The organism is Ferruginibacter sp. (genome assembly GCF_014377975.1).
In the GTDB taxonomy this organism is placed as follows: domain Bacteria; phylum Bacteroidota; class Bacteroidia; order Chitinophagales; family Chitinophagaceae; genus Ferruginibacter.
In genome coordinates this window covers 1-18994 of record NZ_JACMOO010000007.1, presented here as the reverse complement: position 1 = coordinate 18994, position 18994 = coordinate 1, and the positions used below count along the sequence as shown (strand labels likewise).

The window sequence follows — 18994 nt, the reverse complement described above, 5'->3', positions numbered from 1 at the left end:
GGCCATGCCCACTTCTTTATGCTGCAGTAAATGATCCAGGCAAATTTTTGGGGCATTGTTGATAAGTTCGGTATCGCTGTTCAACAACAATAAGTAATCTCCTTTTGCATTGTCAACCCCAAGGTTATTACCACCCGTAAAGCCACTGTTTACCGGGCTCACAACCAAATTAATGGTTGGAAATTTTTGCTTAAAAAGCATCGGATCACATTCAATCGAAGCATTGTCAACCAGCACAATTTCAAAGTCAACATCTACCAGTTTGTCATAAATAGACTGTATACAATTACAGGTAAGTGTAAACGTGTTGTAATTGATGATGATGATAGATAATTGCATTGTTAAGCTACTTTATAAAAATAAGGTTTGTTTAGAAAAATTTTAAAAAAGTAACGCAATAATACGCCCATATTTTTTACATAATCTATCCAGTTTTTAAAAGTGTAGGTTGCCTTATTTAAGGTAAAGATTTTATGCAGGAGTAAACAGAAAAAAAACAGGAGGATCTCAAAAAAATACGTACCGGCTATCAGTAAAAACCAGGCAATGCCAAACTGCTTTCTTACACGTAGCATGTTGGATACAATGATCTGCCTGCCTTTTTTATTCCACAGGTTTTTACTGTTTTCGTTTTCCGTGGTGGTATAATAATCACTGCTGGTACCACCACCAATGTGAATTACTTTGGGGTCTCCAAAAAGGTATAGCTTTCCCTGTTTGCGTAAGCGGCTGCACCACTCAATTTCTTCCGCATACATAAAAAAATCTTCGTCCATCAATCCGGCTTTTTGCAGTACTTCTTTCTTTACTAAAATATAGGCACCTACCACCCAGTCTACTTCAATTTTATCATGAATGGTTTGAACGCTTGGAACAGTAGATTTAAAACGATAACCCAGGTAACGGATCAGCTTGCCGAGATAGGGTAGCGGTAGTAAAGTATTTAAGCCTCCTTTTACGAAATGTGCACCGGATATCTGATTGGTTCCATCGGTATTTAATAATTGAACCCCGCAGGCAACAGCATCGGTTTGCTGTTTTATCAAAGTAATGGTTTTATCAACACCGCCATCTGTAATAATGGTATCTGCATTTAATATCAAAACATATTCCCCGTTGGCAATGCGTATGCCTGCGTTGTTGGCCCGCGCAAACCCAGCATTATAGCCTGTTTGCAGCCATAGCGTTGCTGGAAACGCGGTAAGTACTTGTTCTTTGCAATCATCGTTGGAGTCATTGTCCACTACAATTATTTCAAAGCTATACTGGTGCGTTTGCTGGTAAATACTTTTCACGCAATCCATTACCAGTTTGGCCGATTTATAATTTATTATGATGATGGATACATCCATTAACAGGTAAAAATATTTAGTGTTTATTGTTGGTTGCGGTTACTATATTTTATAATATCGAAGCTGATGCATACAGACGTTTTCATTGAAATATTAAATGCTTGAATAGCTTAACTTGTATTTACTATTTTTGAGTATGCAATGATGTTTACAAAAGGTGAAAATAAAATGCCTTGTTTTCCGGTTAATATGATGACCTTATTCAAAAATTTTGCAAGCAGATTCATAAGATCCGATTGATAATTTGTATCCCAATAACCGGCAGTAAAATCCATACTGTAGCCCGCCTCACTAATAATGGCATTGTATTCGTTGTTTGCCAGTAAATGTTCGCACCAATATCCAAAAGTACAGATGCAGGTATTGCTTCGTAAAAATTTTACCGGGATAACTTGTTTATTATTTTTATAATCTTCTACAGCATCCGTAAAATCTTTTTTTGCTTTTCCCCTGGTTAAATCTGCGAGCTCCTGTGTTTGCTTGTCAGTAATAGCCAGCCATATTTTTTGCAGTTCTTTTATTCGCAGTGGCCGGTATTGTTTTTTTTCAATTTTTTTGTGCAGCAAATAATGTTTCAGGCGCATTGCCGGATTGTGAAAATTGGCTGAAGTTGTTGAAAAAATTACTGCTACAGGATTGTGGCGCAGCAACTCCCCATAAAAAAAATCGAGACTGTAAATATGCTCAATTACATTTCTGGATGCGATGATATCGAACAAAAAACTTTTTTCCGCTGCGTATTTTGTAACGGCGTCTATATCGCCCGTAACAAATCCGTCTATTTTAATTTTTAGTGCTTTACTAATAGTGATAGCTGCGTCTTTCCAGTCTGGTAAATAATCATTGTAAACTACTGTTTTAAAACCCATCATACCAGCCAGTAAATAAAGCGTGCCCAGTCCTGCGCCGTAATCTGCAATGTTTATTTGTGCTACGCCTTTACCAGTTTTTTTTACAGCCTGGTAAATAATATGTGCACTATTTTCAATTGAAAAATGCAGGCGTTTGCCCAGGTGATATTGAATAAAATAATCCTTAAAATGATTGTCAATTACAAGGCTTGCTGCATCAAAATTTTGCAAAAGCGTAAACAACTCTGCAGCTTTCTGATTAACAGCGATGGCCAGTACATCATCGCCTTTTAGTAAAATAAAATCAGGTTGCTTACCAGCCATTATTGCTCAATTTGCTTATTGCGTTGATTAAACGAGTACACGGCATACACTATTAATAAAATAACAAGCAGCCAGGTAGCCACTAAAGAAATGGTATAACTTGTTTTATATACTTTAGGTTCAAATTTAAAATCAATACTATGCTTACCAGCGGGTACCAGCAACGCTCTCAACACATAATTTGCTTTTGCAACAGGTGTTAATTTTCCATCAATATAAGCGTTCCAGTCTTTATAAAATATTTCGCTGAAAACTGCTACCTGAGCCGCATTGCTGTTGCTTTCATATTTAATAGCCATATTTTCAAAGGCTGTTTGTTTAATACTGGCAGTACTGTCTGCCGGCCCATAACCACTGATAATATTTTTATACGTTTCGTCAATTACGGCCGTGTCTTTAGGGTTAAAATTATCCAGTGCCTTCATTTCTTCCACCGGGCCATTAACAAATTTTACACCTTTTACAAACCAGCAGTTACCCAAGGCCTGCATGTTAACCTGGGCAATCGTATTATCGCCTTTTTGATTGGGCTGAATGATGTATTTTGTATTGAGCATATTCAGCACCGAAAAGTTTGGCTGGCCACTTAACTGGTAGGTAATGAGGTCATCGTAAATACCCAATTTTGCAGGATGGTATCCTCCAATAGAATTATGGTAATAAGATGTTTTAGCTTCCTGGAAAGGATCACCGCCTGCTACATTAAACACCCTGAAGTTGGGGTCTCTGTCCTTAAGAATTAACTTATCAGCATCGCTTTCGGGAAACTCACTGGCGTGATATTTTTCTGCATTATCAAAACTTTTTTCATTGATGTAATGGGCGTCAAACGGAAGAAGATCCAGTACAGTAAGCAATGGAAGACCAATTAAAACAATCAACGAATTGATCTTTTTATAAACAAAAAGACCAATGAGTAAAATAGTAAGCGCAACAAACAACAGCGAGTGCAAAATATCATTGCCTAAAAAGCTTTGCCTGTCCTTGCGTAAAGCAGTTACAACTGCACGTGCTACTTTAGTATCGCCTTTGCTTTGTTGTAAAAAATTCTCATACACCCGGTTGTCCACCAGCAGTTCAAATTTTTGATTGATTGCCTGCATTTTTCCGTTTGTTGTACTATCCGGCATTGCAAAGGCAGCATTTACTGCAGCAGTTCTTTCTTTATTCTCTTTACTGTAGTCAAGGGTAAAATATAGCAAACCAGCAATCACAAAAATGCCGGCAATTGTAAAAATACTTAGCCTTAATTTTTTAAGTGTTTGCGGATCATCGTTGTCCAGTATTTTTTGTGTAGTAAGTACCGCCAGAATTGGAAATAAAATCTGCGGAATTACAAGTGCCATTTCAGGCGTGCGAAATTTATTATAGATAGGTAAATAGTCGAATAAAAAGTTGTTGATCAGCGGCATATTTTTACCCATCGCCATAATGATGCCGACGATGCTTGCGGTAAAAATCCACCATTTATGTTTGTTGTCCAGCAAAAACATTCCTAAAATAAACAGAAAGCAAATTGATGCACCGAGGTAATTAGAGCCCGTTGTAAAAGGTTTGTCGCCCCAGTAAATACTACCCGAAAGGTTGGAGGCAATGTTGCCGGCCTGATCTTCCGGCACGTTCAATTTTTCCTGCAAATAAGTGCTTACGTTGGAGGTTTCTGATAGTTTTGGAAAAATACTATACTCTTCGTCCCGCTGGCTAAAATGGCTGCCATAGCCCGTTATACCAGGAAACAATAAACTCAAAGATTCCATTCTGCCGTAGCTCCATTGAAATGCATACTCTCTTGAAAGGCCCGTGGTTTTATTCTTGTCAGTACCAGTTGTTTTGCCTCCGGCTTTGCCATCCATCACCAGTACCCCGCCACGCTTGGAGTACTGGGCATAATCCACCACCGGCAATAATAAAATAGCATTGATCATGGCGCCAATTACGGCTGCACCCAGGGCTAAGGAAACGGCTTTTAGCAGATGTGCTGACTCTTTTGCCTTTATCCATTTTACCGCAAAAAAAATGGTCATGATTGCAATGATGATCAGCGTATAATAGCTAATCTGCTGATGGTTTTGCATCAAATGCAGGGTGGCAAATAGCGCCGTAAATATAAATCCGCTGATGTACCTTTTGTTGAATAATAAAATAATTCCTCCCAGTAATGCAGGTGCATAAGCCAAAGCAAGCAGTTCTGTATCATGCCCTGCAGCAGCGAGAATTGGGCTAAAAGTACTGTAAGCAAAAGCCAGGCTACCCAGTATGGCTACATACGGCCGTATGCGCAGGCACATACATAAAATATAAAAACAAATACAACTTAAAAAGAAAAAATTAAGCGGTTTGGGTAACCAAAATTGGAAAGCCTTGTCAACATAGTAAAACGGAGACCAAAAGCCTTCGTAGATAATATTGTAAGCGGGCATTCCACCAAACATGCTTGTAACCCATAAAGGATAAGTACCATGCGCTTCTTTATACAGCACACTTTGGTGTTTCATGGCATCGGCCTGGGTAAAATCGCTTTGCTGCATTACCACACCCTGTTCAAGAGCAGGTTTACAAAAAATTACGGCAACCAATAAAAACACCACAATGGCTATAACATGCGGCAAAATCTTTTTTACATTAATATTCTTCATGAAGCGATTTGATTATGAGGCAGCAAAGTAACTTAAAATATCGTAAGCAAAAAAGCGGCACTTTTAGATGCCGCTTTTTGTAGTGTTTTTATGATAGAAGCTAACAGGCAAAAGCCGAAGGCAACTTATAACTCATCACTTATACCTCATAACTATTACTGTCCGTTTACGCCCTGCTGACTGTTTTGTAAATTTTCCATTTCTCCCTTTAAATTTTTACGTTTAAAAAGACTTGCATCTATTTTACCAAAACGCCAGTTAAAGTTTAACCGCAGTACCTGCGGATCTCTGCGGCGATCGTACTCCTGAACAAAATAGGCAGACTCTGAGTGGGTGCTATTGAGCCTTGTTCTAAAAATATCACTGAACTGAAGGGTTAATGATGCAGCATTATTTTTTAAAAAATCTTTTCTTATCGCAATATCTGCGCCATACAACGGTTTGATATAACCCTGTGCCGAAGGCAGATTGCCCCCACCAAACATAGGGCCACCGCCACGTCCGCCAACGCCTCCTCCATTTGGGGACACCAGTGTTTTTGCCTGATAGTCGCCACTCAATTGTATAGAATAATTTTTGGGTAATTTAAAATTGTTATTCAGTTTTCCAAACCAGCTAAACTGGTTGCTGTTGATACCACCTGTAATATTGCCTGCCCTGATAACCGCATTAAAGAAATTCACATTTCCCGTCAGGTCCCACCATTTGGCTATTTTATCTTTACTGGTCAGTTCAATACCATAACTATAACTTCTGGAAGCGTTGGCATAGGAACTAATGATGATACTGTCAACCTTTGCAGGATTGGGGTTAATGTCCCTGAATAAGTTACGGGTTATCAGGTTATCAGTGTTTTTGTAATAGATGCTTGTTAAAAAATTATGACCATTGCTGATTTGATTCTGGTAAGACAATTCAAACAAATTGGTAAATTCGGGAACGAGGCCAGGATTGCCTTTAGTAATGTTAAGCGAATCGGTGTAATCAATAAATGGTATTAATTGAAAAAAATTAGGCCGGTTTATTTTGCGGGAATAGTTCACCTGCAAATCTTCTTTTGCACTTAATTTATAAGTAGCAAAAGCACTGGGAAATAAACTAAACGGATATTGATTGGAAAATTTTTTACCCGACGTAACCAGCGTACCGTCGTATTTTGAACTTTCTTCCCTTAATCCAACGTTGTAACTAAATTTATTTATCTGCTGGGAAAATGTGGCGTAAGCTGCCAGCACACGATCTGTAAACTGGTAGCGGTTGTTTAACAAAGGCAACGAAATAAAGTCTCCCGCAGCATCTTTTACAAAATTATCATTAAAGCTTGAAAAATTTCTGATGGCAATTCTTGCACCCGTTTCTATTTTTATTTTTGCTGTCAACGGATCAGAAAAATCTGTTTGAGCGGTAAAGAATTTGCTGGTGCCACCACCTGAAGAACGCTGATACTGCAGTGGCGATTTTGGGCTGGTATTGGTGAAAAAATATTGCGTGGCAAAATCATTCAGATTGTCATTTTTACTATAGTTGTAATTAATATCCGCACTGATATCTTTATTGGCCCTGGCAAAATTGTGTTTAAAACTTAATGTGCTTCCGTAGTTTTGAAAATTGTTGGTACTCTTGCTGCTCCTGTTGCCGTAATCAGCATTTGTATAAGATACATAATCTGTATCCCGGACGATATTAATTAAATCATTGTTTTTAAATTGTCCCCTCGCCATGCTGCCCGAAAGGGAAATCGTATTTCTGTTATCTACCAGATAGTCCATCCCCAAACGGCCAAATCCAAACACACCTCTGCCCACCGAACCATTGGTTTGGGTAAGATAAGCCGTAGTATCTTTTATAAAATCTTTACGGGAAGTAGTTACCGTGCTGATACTTTTTCTAAAACCTACCTGTGCATTGGCAAATACATTTATTTTACCCTGCTTCACATTAACATCTCCACCAAAACCAGGCTTACCGCAACTATCAATACTTGCCCGTATATTGCCATTGTAACCTGTTTTGCGGTTCTTTTTTAAAACAATATTTAATATACCCGACCCTCCGCCAGAAGCATCAAATTTTGCAGAAGGGTTGGTGATTATTTCCACCGTTGAAATGGCATCAGCAGGTATCTGTTTAAGCGTCATGGTAGTCGGGCGGCCGAATACAAATATTTATGGTGCGGCATTGCGCAGTGTAACGTTGCCATCAATATCAACATTTACGCTGGGTACATTTTTCATTACGTCCACCGCGGTACCGCCCACGCTGGTGATATTTTTTTCTACATTAAAAATTTTACGGTCAATGCTCATCGTTAGCAATCCTCTTGATGCATTTAATGTTACATTTTATATTCAACATAGTTTTTTAATTGTTGGTTGAGATCACAACAAAATGCTTCCTTACATGTTTATAAAAAAAAGGAGTTGATGAAGGGTAACAGCTTCAGCAAGGTTATTGTTTGGGTATCTGGCTCACTTCATTAAAAGGGCCACTACTACCTGGATAATTCCAATAAGTAAGCCAAAAAAGCCTCCGATAAATTCAAGGAATTTAAACTCTTTTTTAGTGATCTGATTTAAAATGTCTTCTAATTTTTCAAAAGAAAAAGCGGCTACTTTTTCGGTCACGATTTTTTCGAGATCAAGGTCTTCTTCCAGCTTAATCATGTAACTTTTCATTAGCACTGGAAAAAGAGTTTCCAGTTCAAGCAAAAAAGCATCTTTTAATTGTAGTATGGTTTTTTCGCCTATCAACATGGACAGCATAGGAAAAACTTCCAGTAGTTTAACACGCAAAAAATGATCAATATGGTGCTCAATATCCGGCCTCAGTTTTTGCAGATTTTCCGGGTTAGTTACTTTTTGTTCTATTTCCTCAAAAGATAATAATTCTTTTCCCACAACCTGCCCCAGTTTTTCCGCAATCAGTCGTTGGTTTTTGGGAAAGATGCCCTGGATGGTTAAGCCTAATATTTTTATTGGCCTTCGCGGATGAAAAAGCATTTTGATTGCAATCCAGGTAGTAACCCAGCCTGTAAATGTTGAAAGTAAAATGGTAATAATATTTCCGATCCAGTTCATAACTTAATTTAGAGGTGTAAAGAAACACAATAAAAAATCAACGGCCTTTATAATGTGAAAGTTTAATAGGATTTATATGCCTGAAAGATAATATCAGTACGCATTTAGAAAGGTAAACTGATAAAATAAATGTAACCAGCTAAATAAAATTTCCTGATTTTTTAAATGTAATTTTGAAGGAGCAGCCTTTTTTACTATTTTTGCCATCCAATAAAAAAACGGTAGTCGTAGCTCAGTTGGTTAGAGCATCAGATTGTGATTCTGAGGGTCGGGGGTTCGAGCCCCCTCGATTACCCAAGTTTTTTAAATTACAAATCCTGCTGAAAAAGTGGGATTTGTAATTATTATTTCTTTCTTCGTGCGGTTAAATATCCCGCTGTTAAATACAAATACTTATAATCTTAAGGCATATTATTTTAAAGCCTGTTTAAACCGAATCTGCCATTTAACTTGTTCCAGCTGTCCTTCAAAACTTAACTTCAGAGCATTACCTACCATTTCTTTTTTTACCTGAATTATTTTATTTTTACCAGCAGTTACTGTCAACTTTGCAATATCAAATCCATCGGGCACATAAATAAAAAGATCATAAGTATCGCCGGGAATGGTTGCAGATAAGCCCTCCAATGTTTTTTTTGCTTCATTCCACTGCAAACTGAGGATGGAAAAAGCGCCCGTAATGTGCCTTGAGTTTCCGATCAGCTGAGGCCTGCCGAGCAGAGGGTGTAATTGCAAAACTTTTGTATCATGCGCTTCAGTAATTAGCTCCAGACTGTCGCGAAAAATTCCTAATAGTTCCTGCTTCCAAAAGTCAAAAGCAATATAATCTATGCCGGAGCCAAGTCCCAGTTTATCCGCAAATGAAATTTTTCTTGTGGCTTTTTCGCTTCGCCAATTGGTGAACGCCACTACATCGTAGATGCCAGATGGAGCATTTACTTTCAGATTCAGTATTTCAGGATAATTATGAATATAATTATCCGGTGTTCTGTGTTTAAAATATTCCCACGGCGTGTTTGCGCTCATGTCGGAGCCGCGGCTAAATAAATCGACAGGTAAAACAGGCATTGTTGGCATAGACATTTTTAACAGCCTGGCCCGTTCGTTTGGCAATGCCGGCATGATGCTCGTGAGCGGATATACAACTCCGGTTAACGATACAAAAGACACCAGTGTTCGTGCCTCTGCCATAGAAACACCAAATCCTTTTAACGAATCTTCACTTGTTTCTGCTGTGTAAATATACCGGGCCGGCATTTTCTTTTTAGCTTCTGCCAAACTGGTAAAAGGTGATATATCAATTCCTTCACCGGGCATAACATACACCGCAATGTGATTTAAAAATGCATTGGCGTTGATAGCGTTAAACAATGCATAAGATCCCAGCCAGGTATTGTAGACATCAGCTCCGTTAAAATAAGAATTAAAAAAACCGATGCCGTTTAAAGGTGTTCCCGCAGGGCAGCCTTCCAAAAATGTTTTGGTTCCAATAACATCCCGGATTAACTGTAACCTGTTACGGTATGATACCACCGGATCAATTGTTGTATCAAAAAGTTTTGTTTTATCTACCAAAGGCGCATACCTGGAAAGGGCAAATTCACCATCAAATTTAAAATACTCAAATCCCCAGCCTTTTAATGTGGCAAATAGTTTGCGCAACCATTGCTGAACGCCGGGATGAGTGAAATCCAGGGTTGGGGTATCGTAATCATAGATCAGGTTACCGGATTTGTCACGCAGATACCATTCAGGATGTGTGGTAACTGCTCCCGCATAAGAGTTGGGCACAAGCCACAAACCAGGATGCAAGCCTTTTGATTTAATATAGTCTGCCATCCATTTTGGCCCTTTTGGAAACAGTCCACGTTTATCCCAGTTTTCTATCCAGGTATGTTGCAGACTGTCTTTGCCATTATCATAGCCGTCATCAATTTGCACATACTTAAATCCATACGGTTTCAGATTGGCAGCAAGCCAGTCCGTATTGCGAACAATATCTTTTTCCCTTGTATCGCGGTAGTAAGAAGTCCAACTGCCCCAAACTACCGGTGCCACAGGAAACTCCGAATCATCAAAGCGGGAATAAAAAGGAAGCCCCAGTGTGTGCGTATAATAATTGGGAAGTAAACGTATGACAGTATTTTTTGCAACATCAATTTTTACATCAAGCATATCCGGTTGTTTCGGGTTTCGCTGCAGCAGCGAATTGTCTGAAAAAACAATGGCAATGTCATGTGTACGGTCAAACAGACTATGGATGTTGGCTGATGAGACTTGCCCGAGCGCAAAGGTCATTACTTCGGGATTTTTAGAGGCAAGATAAGAAGGTGTTCTTGTTTCAGTTCCCTGAAAATTTTCAACAACTTCGTTGGTACCAGCCCATGTAACGGGCATACCTTTGGTATCAATAACATTGGCTACTATGCGGTCATTACTGGCAGGCGCTTCTGCAGTAAGTACGAGCTTTGCCGAAGACGATGACACGGTTAGGCTTTGTTCGTTCAAATTAAAAAGTATAGCGCAGGCGGGTTGAGTTACTTTTATAGCAAGTTGCTGTTGACTTATCTTTTCAGCCATCCAGCCATTTAGTGAAACCAACTGCTGGTTATTTTCAATATTGAGCCGCATATGTTGCAATAGTATACCCAGACTGTCATAGCTTATGTCGATAGTCGCTTTTGTTGCATCTGCAGTTATTGTCCAGCCTGCGTATGCAATTATAACAGGGTTTGATAAAGGTTGCATACTAACCGGAATTGCTGCTGGCACTTGTGCCTTACTTTGGCTGATGCAAAATAATATGCATGGAAAAATAATATAAAATGCAAAAACTAAGGTGTATTTTTTTTTCATTATTATTATAATTTACCGGTATTTTTTCCCCGCCAAAAGATAAGCTGCAAACATCCTGCAGCTGAAAAATCTTTGATAAAAAAAATTTTTTTACGCGGTTACTTTTTTTTATTACTTTAAATATAGACTTAGAAGAGTTTAGTAAAATTGAGCAAACGTTTGCGCCATCCTGCTTTCAATAATAGATTTATGAAGCGTTGTTTTAAAAGGAAATTTGATGTCTTTAAAATGCTGCTCATTTATCTTTTTGATAAACGAAAAACTTCACAAAAAAAAGCATCATGCAGCTTATTGTCCAAGACAGTAAAGGAGCGTTTGTTGAACAATTTCATTTATAGGTACACATTTTATCCAGCTCGTAATTGTCTCTATTTTACTATATGATAATTTTGCAATAGCGGTTCCTGTATCCTGTTAATCTTATAGTCATTTATTTTTGAACCCAACCTGGCATTATCAAAATTTTGTGTTGCTATAAATTTGCGTCTTGCAGGTGCACAACAGTTTTAGACCGTTCCATTACCGGTATTTTCAAACTTCGAGCAGACATTATAGTCATCTGCGTAGATATGTTCTTTATACTTGCCCAGCATGTTTTTTTACGTACAAACAGCACTTGTATATTTTTACAATCAGCCTGCATTTAAATTCCATATTTGTCTAACCTTCTGTAAAGCGATGCCCTTGTTAAACCCAGCTCCCTGGCGGTTTCTGTAATGTTGCCATTAAATTTTTGCAGGGCTTTTTTTATCAGCAGTACTTCCATTTCTTCTAATTGTAAAGTTTCTATAACAGGCGCACCTTCATTAGCCAGCCGGAAGCCTTTAAAATCTTCCGGTTGCAAAGTATCGCTTTGCGAAAGTATTACCGCCCGTTCAATGGCATGCTGCAGTTCCCGCACATTGCCCGGCCACTGATGTTTTTGCAATTGCTTTACAACGCTGGTATTTAGCGAGGCCACGGTTCGATTGTATTTTTTTGCATATACATGTACAAAATAATCTGCCAGTAAAGGGATATCTTCCTTACGTTCTCGCAATGGTGGTAATTGAATTTCGATGGTGTTAATGCGGTACAATAAATCCTGTCTGAAATGCTGATCCATTACCATTTTATGCACCGCTTTATTGGTGGCGCACACCAGCCTTACATCTATTGATTTTACTTTGTTGCTACCCACTTTGGTGATGGTTCGGTTTTGTAAAACGGTTAATAATTTGGCCTGCATGGGGAGGGAGATATTACCGATCTCGTCTAAAAAAATAGTGCCACCATTCGCTTCTTCCAGTTTGCCGGTACGGTCTTCTCTGGCATCGGTAAATGCACCTTTTATATGGCCGAATAATTCACTTTCAAATAGCGATTCGGAGATAGCACCCAAATCAACGGTTACAAAAGCTTTGTCTTTTCTTTTTGATTGCTGATGAATATTTTTTGCCACCAGGTCTTTACCAGTACCATTTTCACCCAATATTAAAATATTGGCATCTGTAGCAGCTACCCTTTCAATGGTAGTTAAAATTTGCTGAATTGCTTCGCTGTTGCCAATAAAAGGATGTTCTGATAAAGGAGAAATATTTCTGTGATTTTTATGGTCGGTAACTCTTATTTTGGAAGCCCTTTTTTCCTGGGCAGCTTCCATAGCCGTTGTTAAAGCGGCCACCAATTTATCATTTTGCCAGGGCTTTAAAACAAAATCCTTTGCACCCGTTTTGATGGCCCGTACCGCCATCTCAACATCTCCGTAAGCGGTAAACAACACTACAGAAACCGATGGGTCAAGATCCAGTATTTTATCAAGCCATTCAAAGCCTTCTTTACCGCTGCTGAGGTCACGGGTAAAATTCATATCCAGCAATATCACATCGTAGCCAACACTGTTTATCCAATACGGTATGCGCAATGGATTTTTCTCTGTGTCTACCTGTTTAAAATGCCGTTTTAGTAACAGGTTGGCGGCGCTCAGTACACCTGCATCATCGTCTACTATTAATATTTTTCCTTCAATGGCTGGGATCATGTTACTCAATTATTTTAGTGGGTAGCTGTTACTTTTCAAAAGTATTAACACCGCTCTAAAAGTATTACAAAAATTTTCCTCCGCCCTAACTATTTGCACCTGTTCGCTGCTGTACAGTAAGGTGTTCAAAACCGGACACTTTATGTAACCGTAAAATGTGTAACCTTTACGCAGCACAGCTTTGATTGTTTGGCATATCAATTGGCCCAAGTGAATCAATAAATAATTAAAACAGCAATGGATAAAAAAATAGAAAAGAAATTCTGGAATAGCAAGCGGATTATTTGGATTATTGGGAGCACTTTGGTAGTGAGTTTACTGGTGTACCAGTTAATTTTTGCAGATAAAAGATCAAGTTTAAATGTTGATAAGGAAAAGATAACTGTATCGGAGGTAACCCAGGGTATTTTTGATGAATTTATTGTAGTGAGCGGGGTTGTACAACCCATTAAAACATATCGCATTGATGCCATTGAAGGCGGTTATGTAAAAGAAAAAGTAATTGAAGGTGGTACCACAGTTAAAGCGGGAGATGTGATTTTAAAACTGGATAATAACCGCCTGCAGATGGAATTTGTTCAGCAGGAAACAGAGATCAACCGCCTGATAAATGATTTGCAAAACACCCGGTTAAAATTAAAGACAGATAAATTTGGATTGCAGCGAACCATGAACGATGTGGATTATCAACTATCGCAGGCAAAAGATTACAATGACCGCAATGAAAAATTGTTTAAAGACAAAGTGATAAGCGAACTGGAATATTTGAAAACAAAACGGGATTATGAAAAATTAAAAAATCAGCAAGGTATTGAAGTACAATCCCAGAATTACCAGAACGACAATTCAAAACTGCAGGTAGTGCAATTGGAAAGTACACTGCAACATTCACAAAAAAATCTGCAACTGATGAAAGAAAACCTGAATAACCTGGTAGTAAAGGCACCTGTTGGCGGACTGTTGTCTTCCATTGAAGCAGAAGTAGGCAGCAGCATTGTTGCCGGCCAAAACATCGGGCAGATAGATGACCTGAACGGTTTTAAAATGCGGGCCGGTGTGGATGAACATTATATCAGCCGGATTTTTGTTGGTCTGAAAGCTACCATGGAGTTTAGTAATCAAAATTATGAACTGGTAATTTCCAAAGTGTATCCCGAAGTGAAGGCTGGCAGGTTTGAAGTAGACATGACTTTTGCTGCAAAAAACCCCGATGGTATCCGTCGCGGCCAGTCCGCTTCCATCCGCATGGAACTGGGTAAATCAGCAAAAGCAATCCTGATTCCGGTGGGAGGTTTCTTTTCTGAAACCGGTGGTAACTGGGTGTATGTGATGGATGCCAGCGGTAAGAAAGCAGTGAAGCGCAACATCACGCTGGGGCGCCGTAACCCCGAATATTTTGAAGTACTGGATGGAGTAAAACCCGGCGAAAAAGTAATTACCAGCAGCTATGAAAATTACGGCAAAAATGAAGTACTGCAATTTTAACAATGCAAAAAAAAATGACCGGTGAGGATACTGGCCATAGTTCGGGCCCAGGTTGGAGTAAACCAACCGCACTATTAAAAACAATATTTTTTATTCATTGTAAAAATAATGATCATGAAAAAATACTTGCTTTTGTCTGCACTGTTAACGTTGGTATCTGTAGGAGCAGCTACCAAATGCGCTGATAAAACAGAGCAATCTAAATGCCGCAATAAACAGCAGCAGCCAGCCTCTGGTGTTTATTATGAAAACTACCATCTTGTATTAATTAAATATTTCTATTAACATATATTCACTTAAAAAGGATCAGCAAAAAAATAACCAATATGATTCAGATTAAAGAACTGCAAAAATTATTTGCAACCGAAGAAGTAGAAACCACCGCACTTAACGGCATCAACCTCGAAATAAAGGAAGGTGAATTTGTTGCCATCATGGGGCCCAGCGGGTGTGGTAAATCAACGTTGTTAAACATTGTTGGTTTGTTGGATAATCCTTCAGGCGGGGAATATAATTTTTTTGGTACCGAAGTAGCAAAAATGACGGAACGCAAAAGGGCACAATTGCGCAAAGGCAATATCGGCTTCGTTTTTCAGAGTTTTAATTTGATTGATGAACTGACTGTTTTTGAAAATGTGGAACTGCCGTTGATCTACATGAACATTCCGGTAAAAGAACGAAAAACAAAAGTAGAAGCGGTGCTGGAACGGATGAGCATTATGCACCGCCGTAATCATTTTCCACAGCAATTAAGTGGTGGACAACAACAGCGTGTAGCCATAGCAAGAGCAGTGGTAGCGAGACCAAAATTAATTCTGGCAGATGAGCCTACCGGAAACCTCGACAGTAAAAATGGCGAGGAAGTAATGAAATTATTACAAGAATTAAATGAAGAAGGTACTACTATCATCATGGTTACGCACAGTCCTTATGACGCAGGATTTTCTCACCGCATTGTGAATTTGTTTGATGGGAAAGTGGTAACAGAAAATTTTCATGTATAACTAGTCGCTTGTTAGGTAACGCATATTAAAAAGTATTTATAAAATTAAAGGCATTTAAAATGGGAATATTTCTAAAAGAATGTAGTACTAGCAAATCATTATCGCCGGTAATGATACAGGAAGCTTGTGCTGCTATGGCTAATTCGAGAAACTTGTTGTCTTTCTTGTCTTTGCATTCATCAATTGATATTTCAGGGGAGAAAAACACAGCATTTGCTTCTAAAATATTTACAATAACCAATCGTTCATTATTATCAGAGAAGTATTTATCCAGCTTTTTCCTGAATATTACATCAAGTAATTCATCCTGTGTATTGGGTGCAATAGCTATTTTACCTAAATTCATTGCTTTTTCTAAAGCTTTTCTACTTGTAGAGGTAGGTATTAGTGAGGCACTAATTAAGTTATTGGTATCAATTACAAAAAAGTTATTCATCTTCATTAAGGATTTCATTCAGAATTTCTTCTGTAAGTCCACGCTGGCGCATTGTTTCTCCAACTTCATCCAAAAACTCTATAAAGTTTTCTTTAGAATCAGCCATCAGTTTTTTTGCCAGCCGTATTTCTATTTCCTGAGATATTTCTTCTCTGCGTTTACGGGAAGAAGTACGCCATCTTTTAGCCGTAGCATCACCAACTTCAATAATAATACGTTCCATTTTAATAAGATTTATTATGTAGATCAAATTTACAAAAATTAATCCTTTAAAGATTATACAATGTTTAAAAACTATTTAAAAATTGCCTGGCGAAATCTTGGTAAAAACAAGGGTTGAATTAATTCTGGCAGATGAGCCTACCGGTAACCTCGACAGTAAAAATGGCGAGGAAGTAATGAAATTATTACAAGAATTAAATGAAGAAGGTACCACCATCATCATGGTAACGCACAGTCCTTATGACGCAGGATTTTCTCACCGCATTGTCAATTTGTTTGATGGGAGGGTGGTAACAGAAAATTTTCATGTATAAGTATTTATAACAACAATTGATCAAATAATTATTTCAATAAAAAATTATCATTCAGATCATGTTTAAAAACTATCTCAAAATTGCCTGGCGCAATCTTAAAAAACACAAAGCCTACACGGCCATTAACCTTGTTGGTTTGATAGTAGCATTCAGCAGCAGTATCCTTGTTTTTCTGGCTGCTTATTTTGATCTTTCGTATGATGGCTTTCACATCAACGGTAAAGATATTTACCGCACCCTTAATAAGGTGCAAACTGCTGAAGGGGTAAGATATGGCAGCTCCATGGCCTATCCGCTGGCACCCACATTAAAAAAGGAATTCTCGGAAGTAAAGTATGCTGCAAGGCTTAAATACGGCAGCGGTGCCATCCGCTACAATGGCAAAGATTATAACAAATTTATCCGGACTACCGACCCTGATTTTTTAAAAATGTTTTCTTTCCCGATGGTGTCGGGCAACGCAGACAATGCCCTGAATGACCTCAGCAATATTGTTATCAGCCAGTACATGGCGAAAACCATTTTTGGGGCAGAAGACCCGATGAACAAAACAGTACAGGTAAAGCTAAACAATACATGGACCAATTTTATTGTAACTGGCGTTATCAGTGATTTTCCGGATAATTCTTCCATTAATTACGATGGGCTTATCCGTATAGAAAATACAGGCGATTATGTTCAAAATAAAAACGAATGGAATAACCAGCAACACAACGTATTTATACAACTGGCAGACAATGTAAGCCAGGCCCAGTTTGAAAAAAGGGTACAGTCTTTTTTAACTAAAAACAATCCACTTAGCCCGGAAGACATCAAAAAATTAAATGTTAAACCTGATAAATTTGGCAACTATGCCACTTTGGTATTAACACCTTTAAAAGATGTTCATTTTTTTGATAACAGCACCGGCGGAACTAAAAAAACTTATGTGTACACGTTATTTTTGCTGGCATTTTTTATCATGCTCATTGCCAGTATTAATTTTATCAACCTGTCCATTGCCCGTTCTTTTACCAGGGCAAAAGAAGTGGGTGTGCGTAAATCTATCGGTGCCAATAAACGTCAACTATTTTTGCAGATATGGGGAGAATCCCTACTGATCTGCGCCATTGCTTTTATCATTGGTTTGCTGATTGCGTATCTTTTACTGCCATCTTTCCGCACCTTGTTCAATACATTGTTACCATTTTCATTTATAGTACAACCGGTTACTTTGCTTTGCATACTGGGCTGTTTCCTGCTGGTGTCGCTTGTATCCGGTGGCTATCCTGCGCTAGTAATGTCTGGCTTTAATACCATTGAAATTTTAAAAGGAAAACTAACACTGAAAAAACGTGGTGGCCTTCGTAATGGGTTAATTGTCATACAATTCTCCATCGCCATTTTACTGATCTGCAGCACCGTTATTGTTTTGCAGCAATTGAATTATTTGCGTAAGATGCCGTTGGGGTATGATAAGCAGCAGGTGATCAGCGTACCCATTAGCAGCAGTGTTGAAGGGGGAAAATTTATTGAAAAAATGCGCAACCAGTTTTTAATGGATCCTACTGTAGTGGCCATTTCCGGTACCAGTATAAATATTGGGGATGGTTTGGACAATAGCAGCAACAGACAGAGTTATGGTTTTGATTATGGCGATAAAGCCATTCGAACTGACTGGGTCTTCGTGGATTATGGTTACCTGAAAACACTGGATATGAAATTGCTAGCAGGCAGGGATTTCGATAAAGCTTTTGCTACAGACTCTGCTACATCGGTCATCATCAACGAAAGCATGGCAAAACAAATGGGTGATAAAGAGGTGGTGGGTAAATTTTTATGGCCTGATACGTCGAAGCCAAAGTTGCAGGTAGTGGGCGTTATTCCTGATTTTCATTTGTACTCCCTGCACGAAAAAGTAGATCCGCTCACCATGCAGATTGGTCACAGTACATCCATGAGCTATGCTTTACTGCGCCTGAAGCCAGGCAATATGGTAAGCATGATGGATAAGGTGAAACAGTTTTGGAAAAGTGAGTTGCCTGATAAAGAATTCCAGGGTTCTTTCCTGGATGAAAATACAGAACGTTGGTTTAAAAAAGAGCAGCAACTATCCACCATCTATAGCATCGCTGCCGCCATCGCCATCATCATTAGCTGTATGGGCTTATTCGCCATTGCCTTGCTGATGATTGAGCAACGCATTAAAGAAATTGGTGTACGCAAATCATTGGGTGCAAGTGTGCAGTCGATCGTACAAATGCTCAGCAAAGATTTTATAAAACTGGTTTTGGTATCCATCGTAATTTCAACGCCCATTGCCTGGTACGCCATGAACAACTGGTTAAAAGATTTTGCTTACCACATCGATATCCAGTGGTGGGTATTTGTATTGACCGGTTTACTGGCCATCCTCATTGCCTTGCTAACGGTAAGCT

The 18994-nt window shown here is 38.7% G+C and carries 15 protein-coding genes, 1 tRNA gene and 1 pseudogene; 6 read left to right on the top strand and 11 right to left on the bottom strand.

All coding sequences use genetic code 11. From position 1 onward, the window contains the following. The 7 genes from H7254_RS00715 to H7254_RS00685 form a co-directional block, all read right to left on the bottom strand. A partial coding sequence (locus tag H7254_RS00715) for a glycosyltransferase (RefSeq protein ID WP_301931145.1) occupies positions 1-339 on the bottom strand: 339 nt, incomplete at its 3' end. Between the two features lie 2 nt (positions 340-341). Further along, a complete protein-coding gene (locus H7254_RS00710) occupies positions 342-1352 on the bottom strand; it encodes a glycosyltransferase family 2 protein (RefSeq protein ID WP_301931144.1) in 1011 nt (336 codons plus the stop codon). Positions 1353-1462: 110 nt separating this feature from the next. Then, the gene (locus H7254_RS00705) at positions 1463-2527 is read right to left on the bottom strand and encodes a hypothetical protein (RefSeq protein WP_301931143.1); all 1065 of its coding nucleotides are present in this window, start codon (positions 2525-2527) and stop codon (positions 1463-1465) included. Further along, a complete protein-coding gene (locus tag H7254_RS00700; protein ID WP_301931141.1) occupies positions 2527-5163 on the bottom strand; it encodes a YfhO family protein in 2637 nt (878 codons plus the stop codon). The genes H7254_RS00705 and H7254_RS00700 overlap by 1 nt, the downstream gene beginning before the upstream one ends. Positions 5164-5318: 155 nt before the next feature. Continuing rightward, on the bottom strand, positions 5319-7301 hold the full coding sequence (locus H7254_RS00695) for an outer membrane beta-barrel family protein (RefSeq protein WP_301931140.1): 1983 nt from the start codon (positions 7299-7301) through the stop codon (positions 5319-5321). 27 nt (positions 7302-7328) lie between these two features. Continuing rightward, a complete protein-coding gene (locus H7254_RS00690; protein WP_301931139.1) occupies positions 7329-7469 on the bottom strand; it encodes a hypothetical protein in 141 nt (46 codons plus the stop codon). Positions 7470-7631: 162 nt separating this feature from the next. After that, positions 7632-8240: a DUF445 domain-containing protein gene (locus H7254_RS00685; RefSeq protein WP_301931138.1), complete on the bottom strand. Its 609-nt coding sequence runs from the start codon at positions 8238-8240 to the stop codon at positions 7632-7634. Between the two features lie 221 nt (positions 8241-8461). Here H7254_RS00685 and H7254_RS00680 point away from each other — a divergent pair. Further along, a tRNA-His gene (locus tag H7254_RS00680) sits at positions 8462-8535 on the top strand. Between the two features lie 116 nt (positions 8536-8651). Here H7254_RS00680 and H7254_RS00675 read toward each other — a convergent pair. Both H7254_RS00675 and H7254_RS00670 read right to left on the bottom strand, forming a co-directional pair. Beyond that, positions 8652-11096, bottom strand: a complete 2445-nt coding sequence (locus tag H7254_RS00675; RefSeq protein ID WP_301931137.1) for an alpha-galactosidase — start codon at positions 11094-11096, stop codon at positions 8652-8654. 643 nt (positions 11097-11739) lie between these two features. Beyond that, positions 11740-13116, bottom strand: coding sequence for a sigma-54 dependent transcriptional regulator (locus H7254_RS00670; protein ID WP_301931136.1), 1377 nt, complete (start codon positions 13114-13116; stop codon positions 11740-11742). A 237-nt stretch (positions 13117-13353) separates the two neighbouring features. Between H7254_RS00670 and H7254_RS00665 the strand changes: the two genes are divergently transcribed. The 3 genes from H7254_RS00665 to H7254_RS00655 all read left to right on the top strand — a co-directional run bounded on the left by H7254_RS00665 (position 13354) and on the right by H7254_RS00655 (position 15605). Continuing rightward, positions 13354-14601, top strand: a complete 1248-nt coding sequence (locus H7254_RS00665) for an efflux RND transporter periplasmic adaptor subunit (RefSeq protein ID WP_301931135.1) — start codon at positions 13354-13356, stop codon at positions 14599-14601. A gap of 114 nt (positions 14602-14715) precedes the next feature. After that, on the top strand, positions 14716-14886 hold the full coding sequence (locus tag H7254_RS00660; RefSeq protein WP_301931134.1) for a hypothetical protein: 171 nt from the start codon (positions 14716-14718) through the stop codon (positions 14884-14886). 41 nt (positions 14887-14927) lie between these two features. Beyond that, on the top strand, positions 14928-15605 hold the full coding sequence (locus H7254_RS00655; RefSeq protein WP_301931133.1) for an ABC transporter ATP-binding protein: 678 nt from the start codon (positions 14928-14930) through the stop codon (positions 15603-15605). A gap of 25 nt (positions 15606-15630) precedes the next feature. Here the strand turns inward: H7254_RS00655 and H7254_RS00650 are convergent, their stop codons facing one another. Further along, complete coding sequence (locus H7254_RS00650) at positions 15631-16059, bottom strand: putative toxin-antitoxin system toxin component, PIN family (protein ID WP_301931132.1); 429 nt, start codon at positions 16057-16059, stop codon at positions 15631-15633. Beyond that, entirely contained in the window at positions 16034-16264 is a 231-nt protein-coding gene (locus tag H7254_RS00645; RefSeq protein WP_301931131.1) for a hypothetical protein, read from the bottom strand. Before H7254_RS00645 ends, H7254_RS00650 begins: the two co-directional genes overlap by 26 nt. Positions 16265-16379: 115 nt before the next feature. Here H7254_RS00645 and H7254_RS00640 point away from each other — a divergent pair. Next, positions 16380-16577 (top strand): annotated as a pseudogene (locus H7254_RS00640) (ABC transporter ATP-binding protein); the annotation flags it as partial. Between the two features lie 58 nt (positions 16578-16635). Beyond that, a partial coding sequence (locus H7254_RS00635) for an ABC transporter permease (RefSeq protein ID WP_301931130.1) occupies positions 16636-18994 on the top strand: 2359 nt, incomplete at its 3' end.

Excerpts from the sequence above, each read along its gene's own strand:
- H7254_RS00710 (WP_301931144.1), bottom strand. The coding sequence starts at position 1,352 with ATGGATGTATCCATCATCATAATAAATTATAAATCGGCCAAACTGGTA.
- H7254_RS00705 (WP_301931143.1), bottom strand. The coding sequence starts at position 2,527 with ATGGCTGGTAAGCAACCTGATTTTATTTTACTAAAAGGCGATGATGTA.
- H7254_RS00700 (WP_301931141.1), bottom strand. The coding sequence starts at position 5,163 with ATGAAGAATATTAATGTAAAAAAGATTTTGCCGCATGTTATAGCCATT.
- H7254_RS00695 (WP_301931140.1), bottom strand. The coding sequence starts at position 7,301 with ATGACGCTTAAACAGATACCTGCTGATGCCATTTCAACGGTGGAAATA.
- H7254_RS00690 (WP_301931139.1), bottom strand. The coding sequence starts at position 7,469 with ATGAGCATTGACCGTAAAATTTTTAATGTAGAAAAAAATATCACCAGC.
- H7254_RS00685 (WP_301931138.1), bottom strand. The coding sequence starts at position 8,240 with ATGAACTGGATCGGAAATATTATTACCATTTTACTTTCAACATTTACA.
- H7254_RS00675 (WP_301931137.1), bottom strand. The coding sequence starts at position 11,096 with ATGAAAAAAAAATACACCTTAGTTTTTGCATTTTATATTATTTTTCCA.
- H7254_RS00670 (WP_301931136.1), bottom strand. The coding sequence starts at position 13,116 with ATGATCCCAGCCATTGAAGGAAAAATATTAATAGTAGACGATGATGCA.
- H7254_RS00665 (WP_301931135.1), top strand. The coding sequence starts at position 13,354 with ATGGATAAAAAAATAGAAAAGAAATTCTGGAATAGCAAGCGGATTATT.
- H7254_RS00660 (WP_301931134.1), top strand. The coding sequence starts at position 14,716 with ATGAAAAAATACTTGCTTTTGTCTGCACTGTTAACGTTGGTATCTGTA.
- H7254_RS00655 (WP_301931133.1), top strand. The coding sequence starts at position 14,928 with ATGATTCAGATTAAAGAACTGCAAAAATTATTTGCAACCGAAGAAGTA.
- H7254_RS00650 (WP_301931132.1), bottom strand. The coding sequence starts at position 16,059 with ATGAAATCCTTAATGAAGATGAATAACTTTTTTGTAATTGATACCAAT.
- H7254_RS00645 (WP_301931131.1), bottom strand. The coding sequence starts at position 16,264 with ATGGAACGTATTATTATTGAAGTTGGTGATGCTACGGCTAAAAGATGG.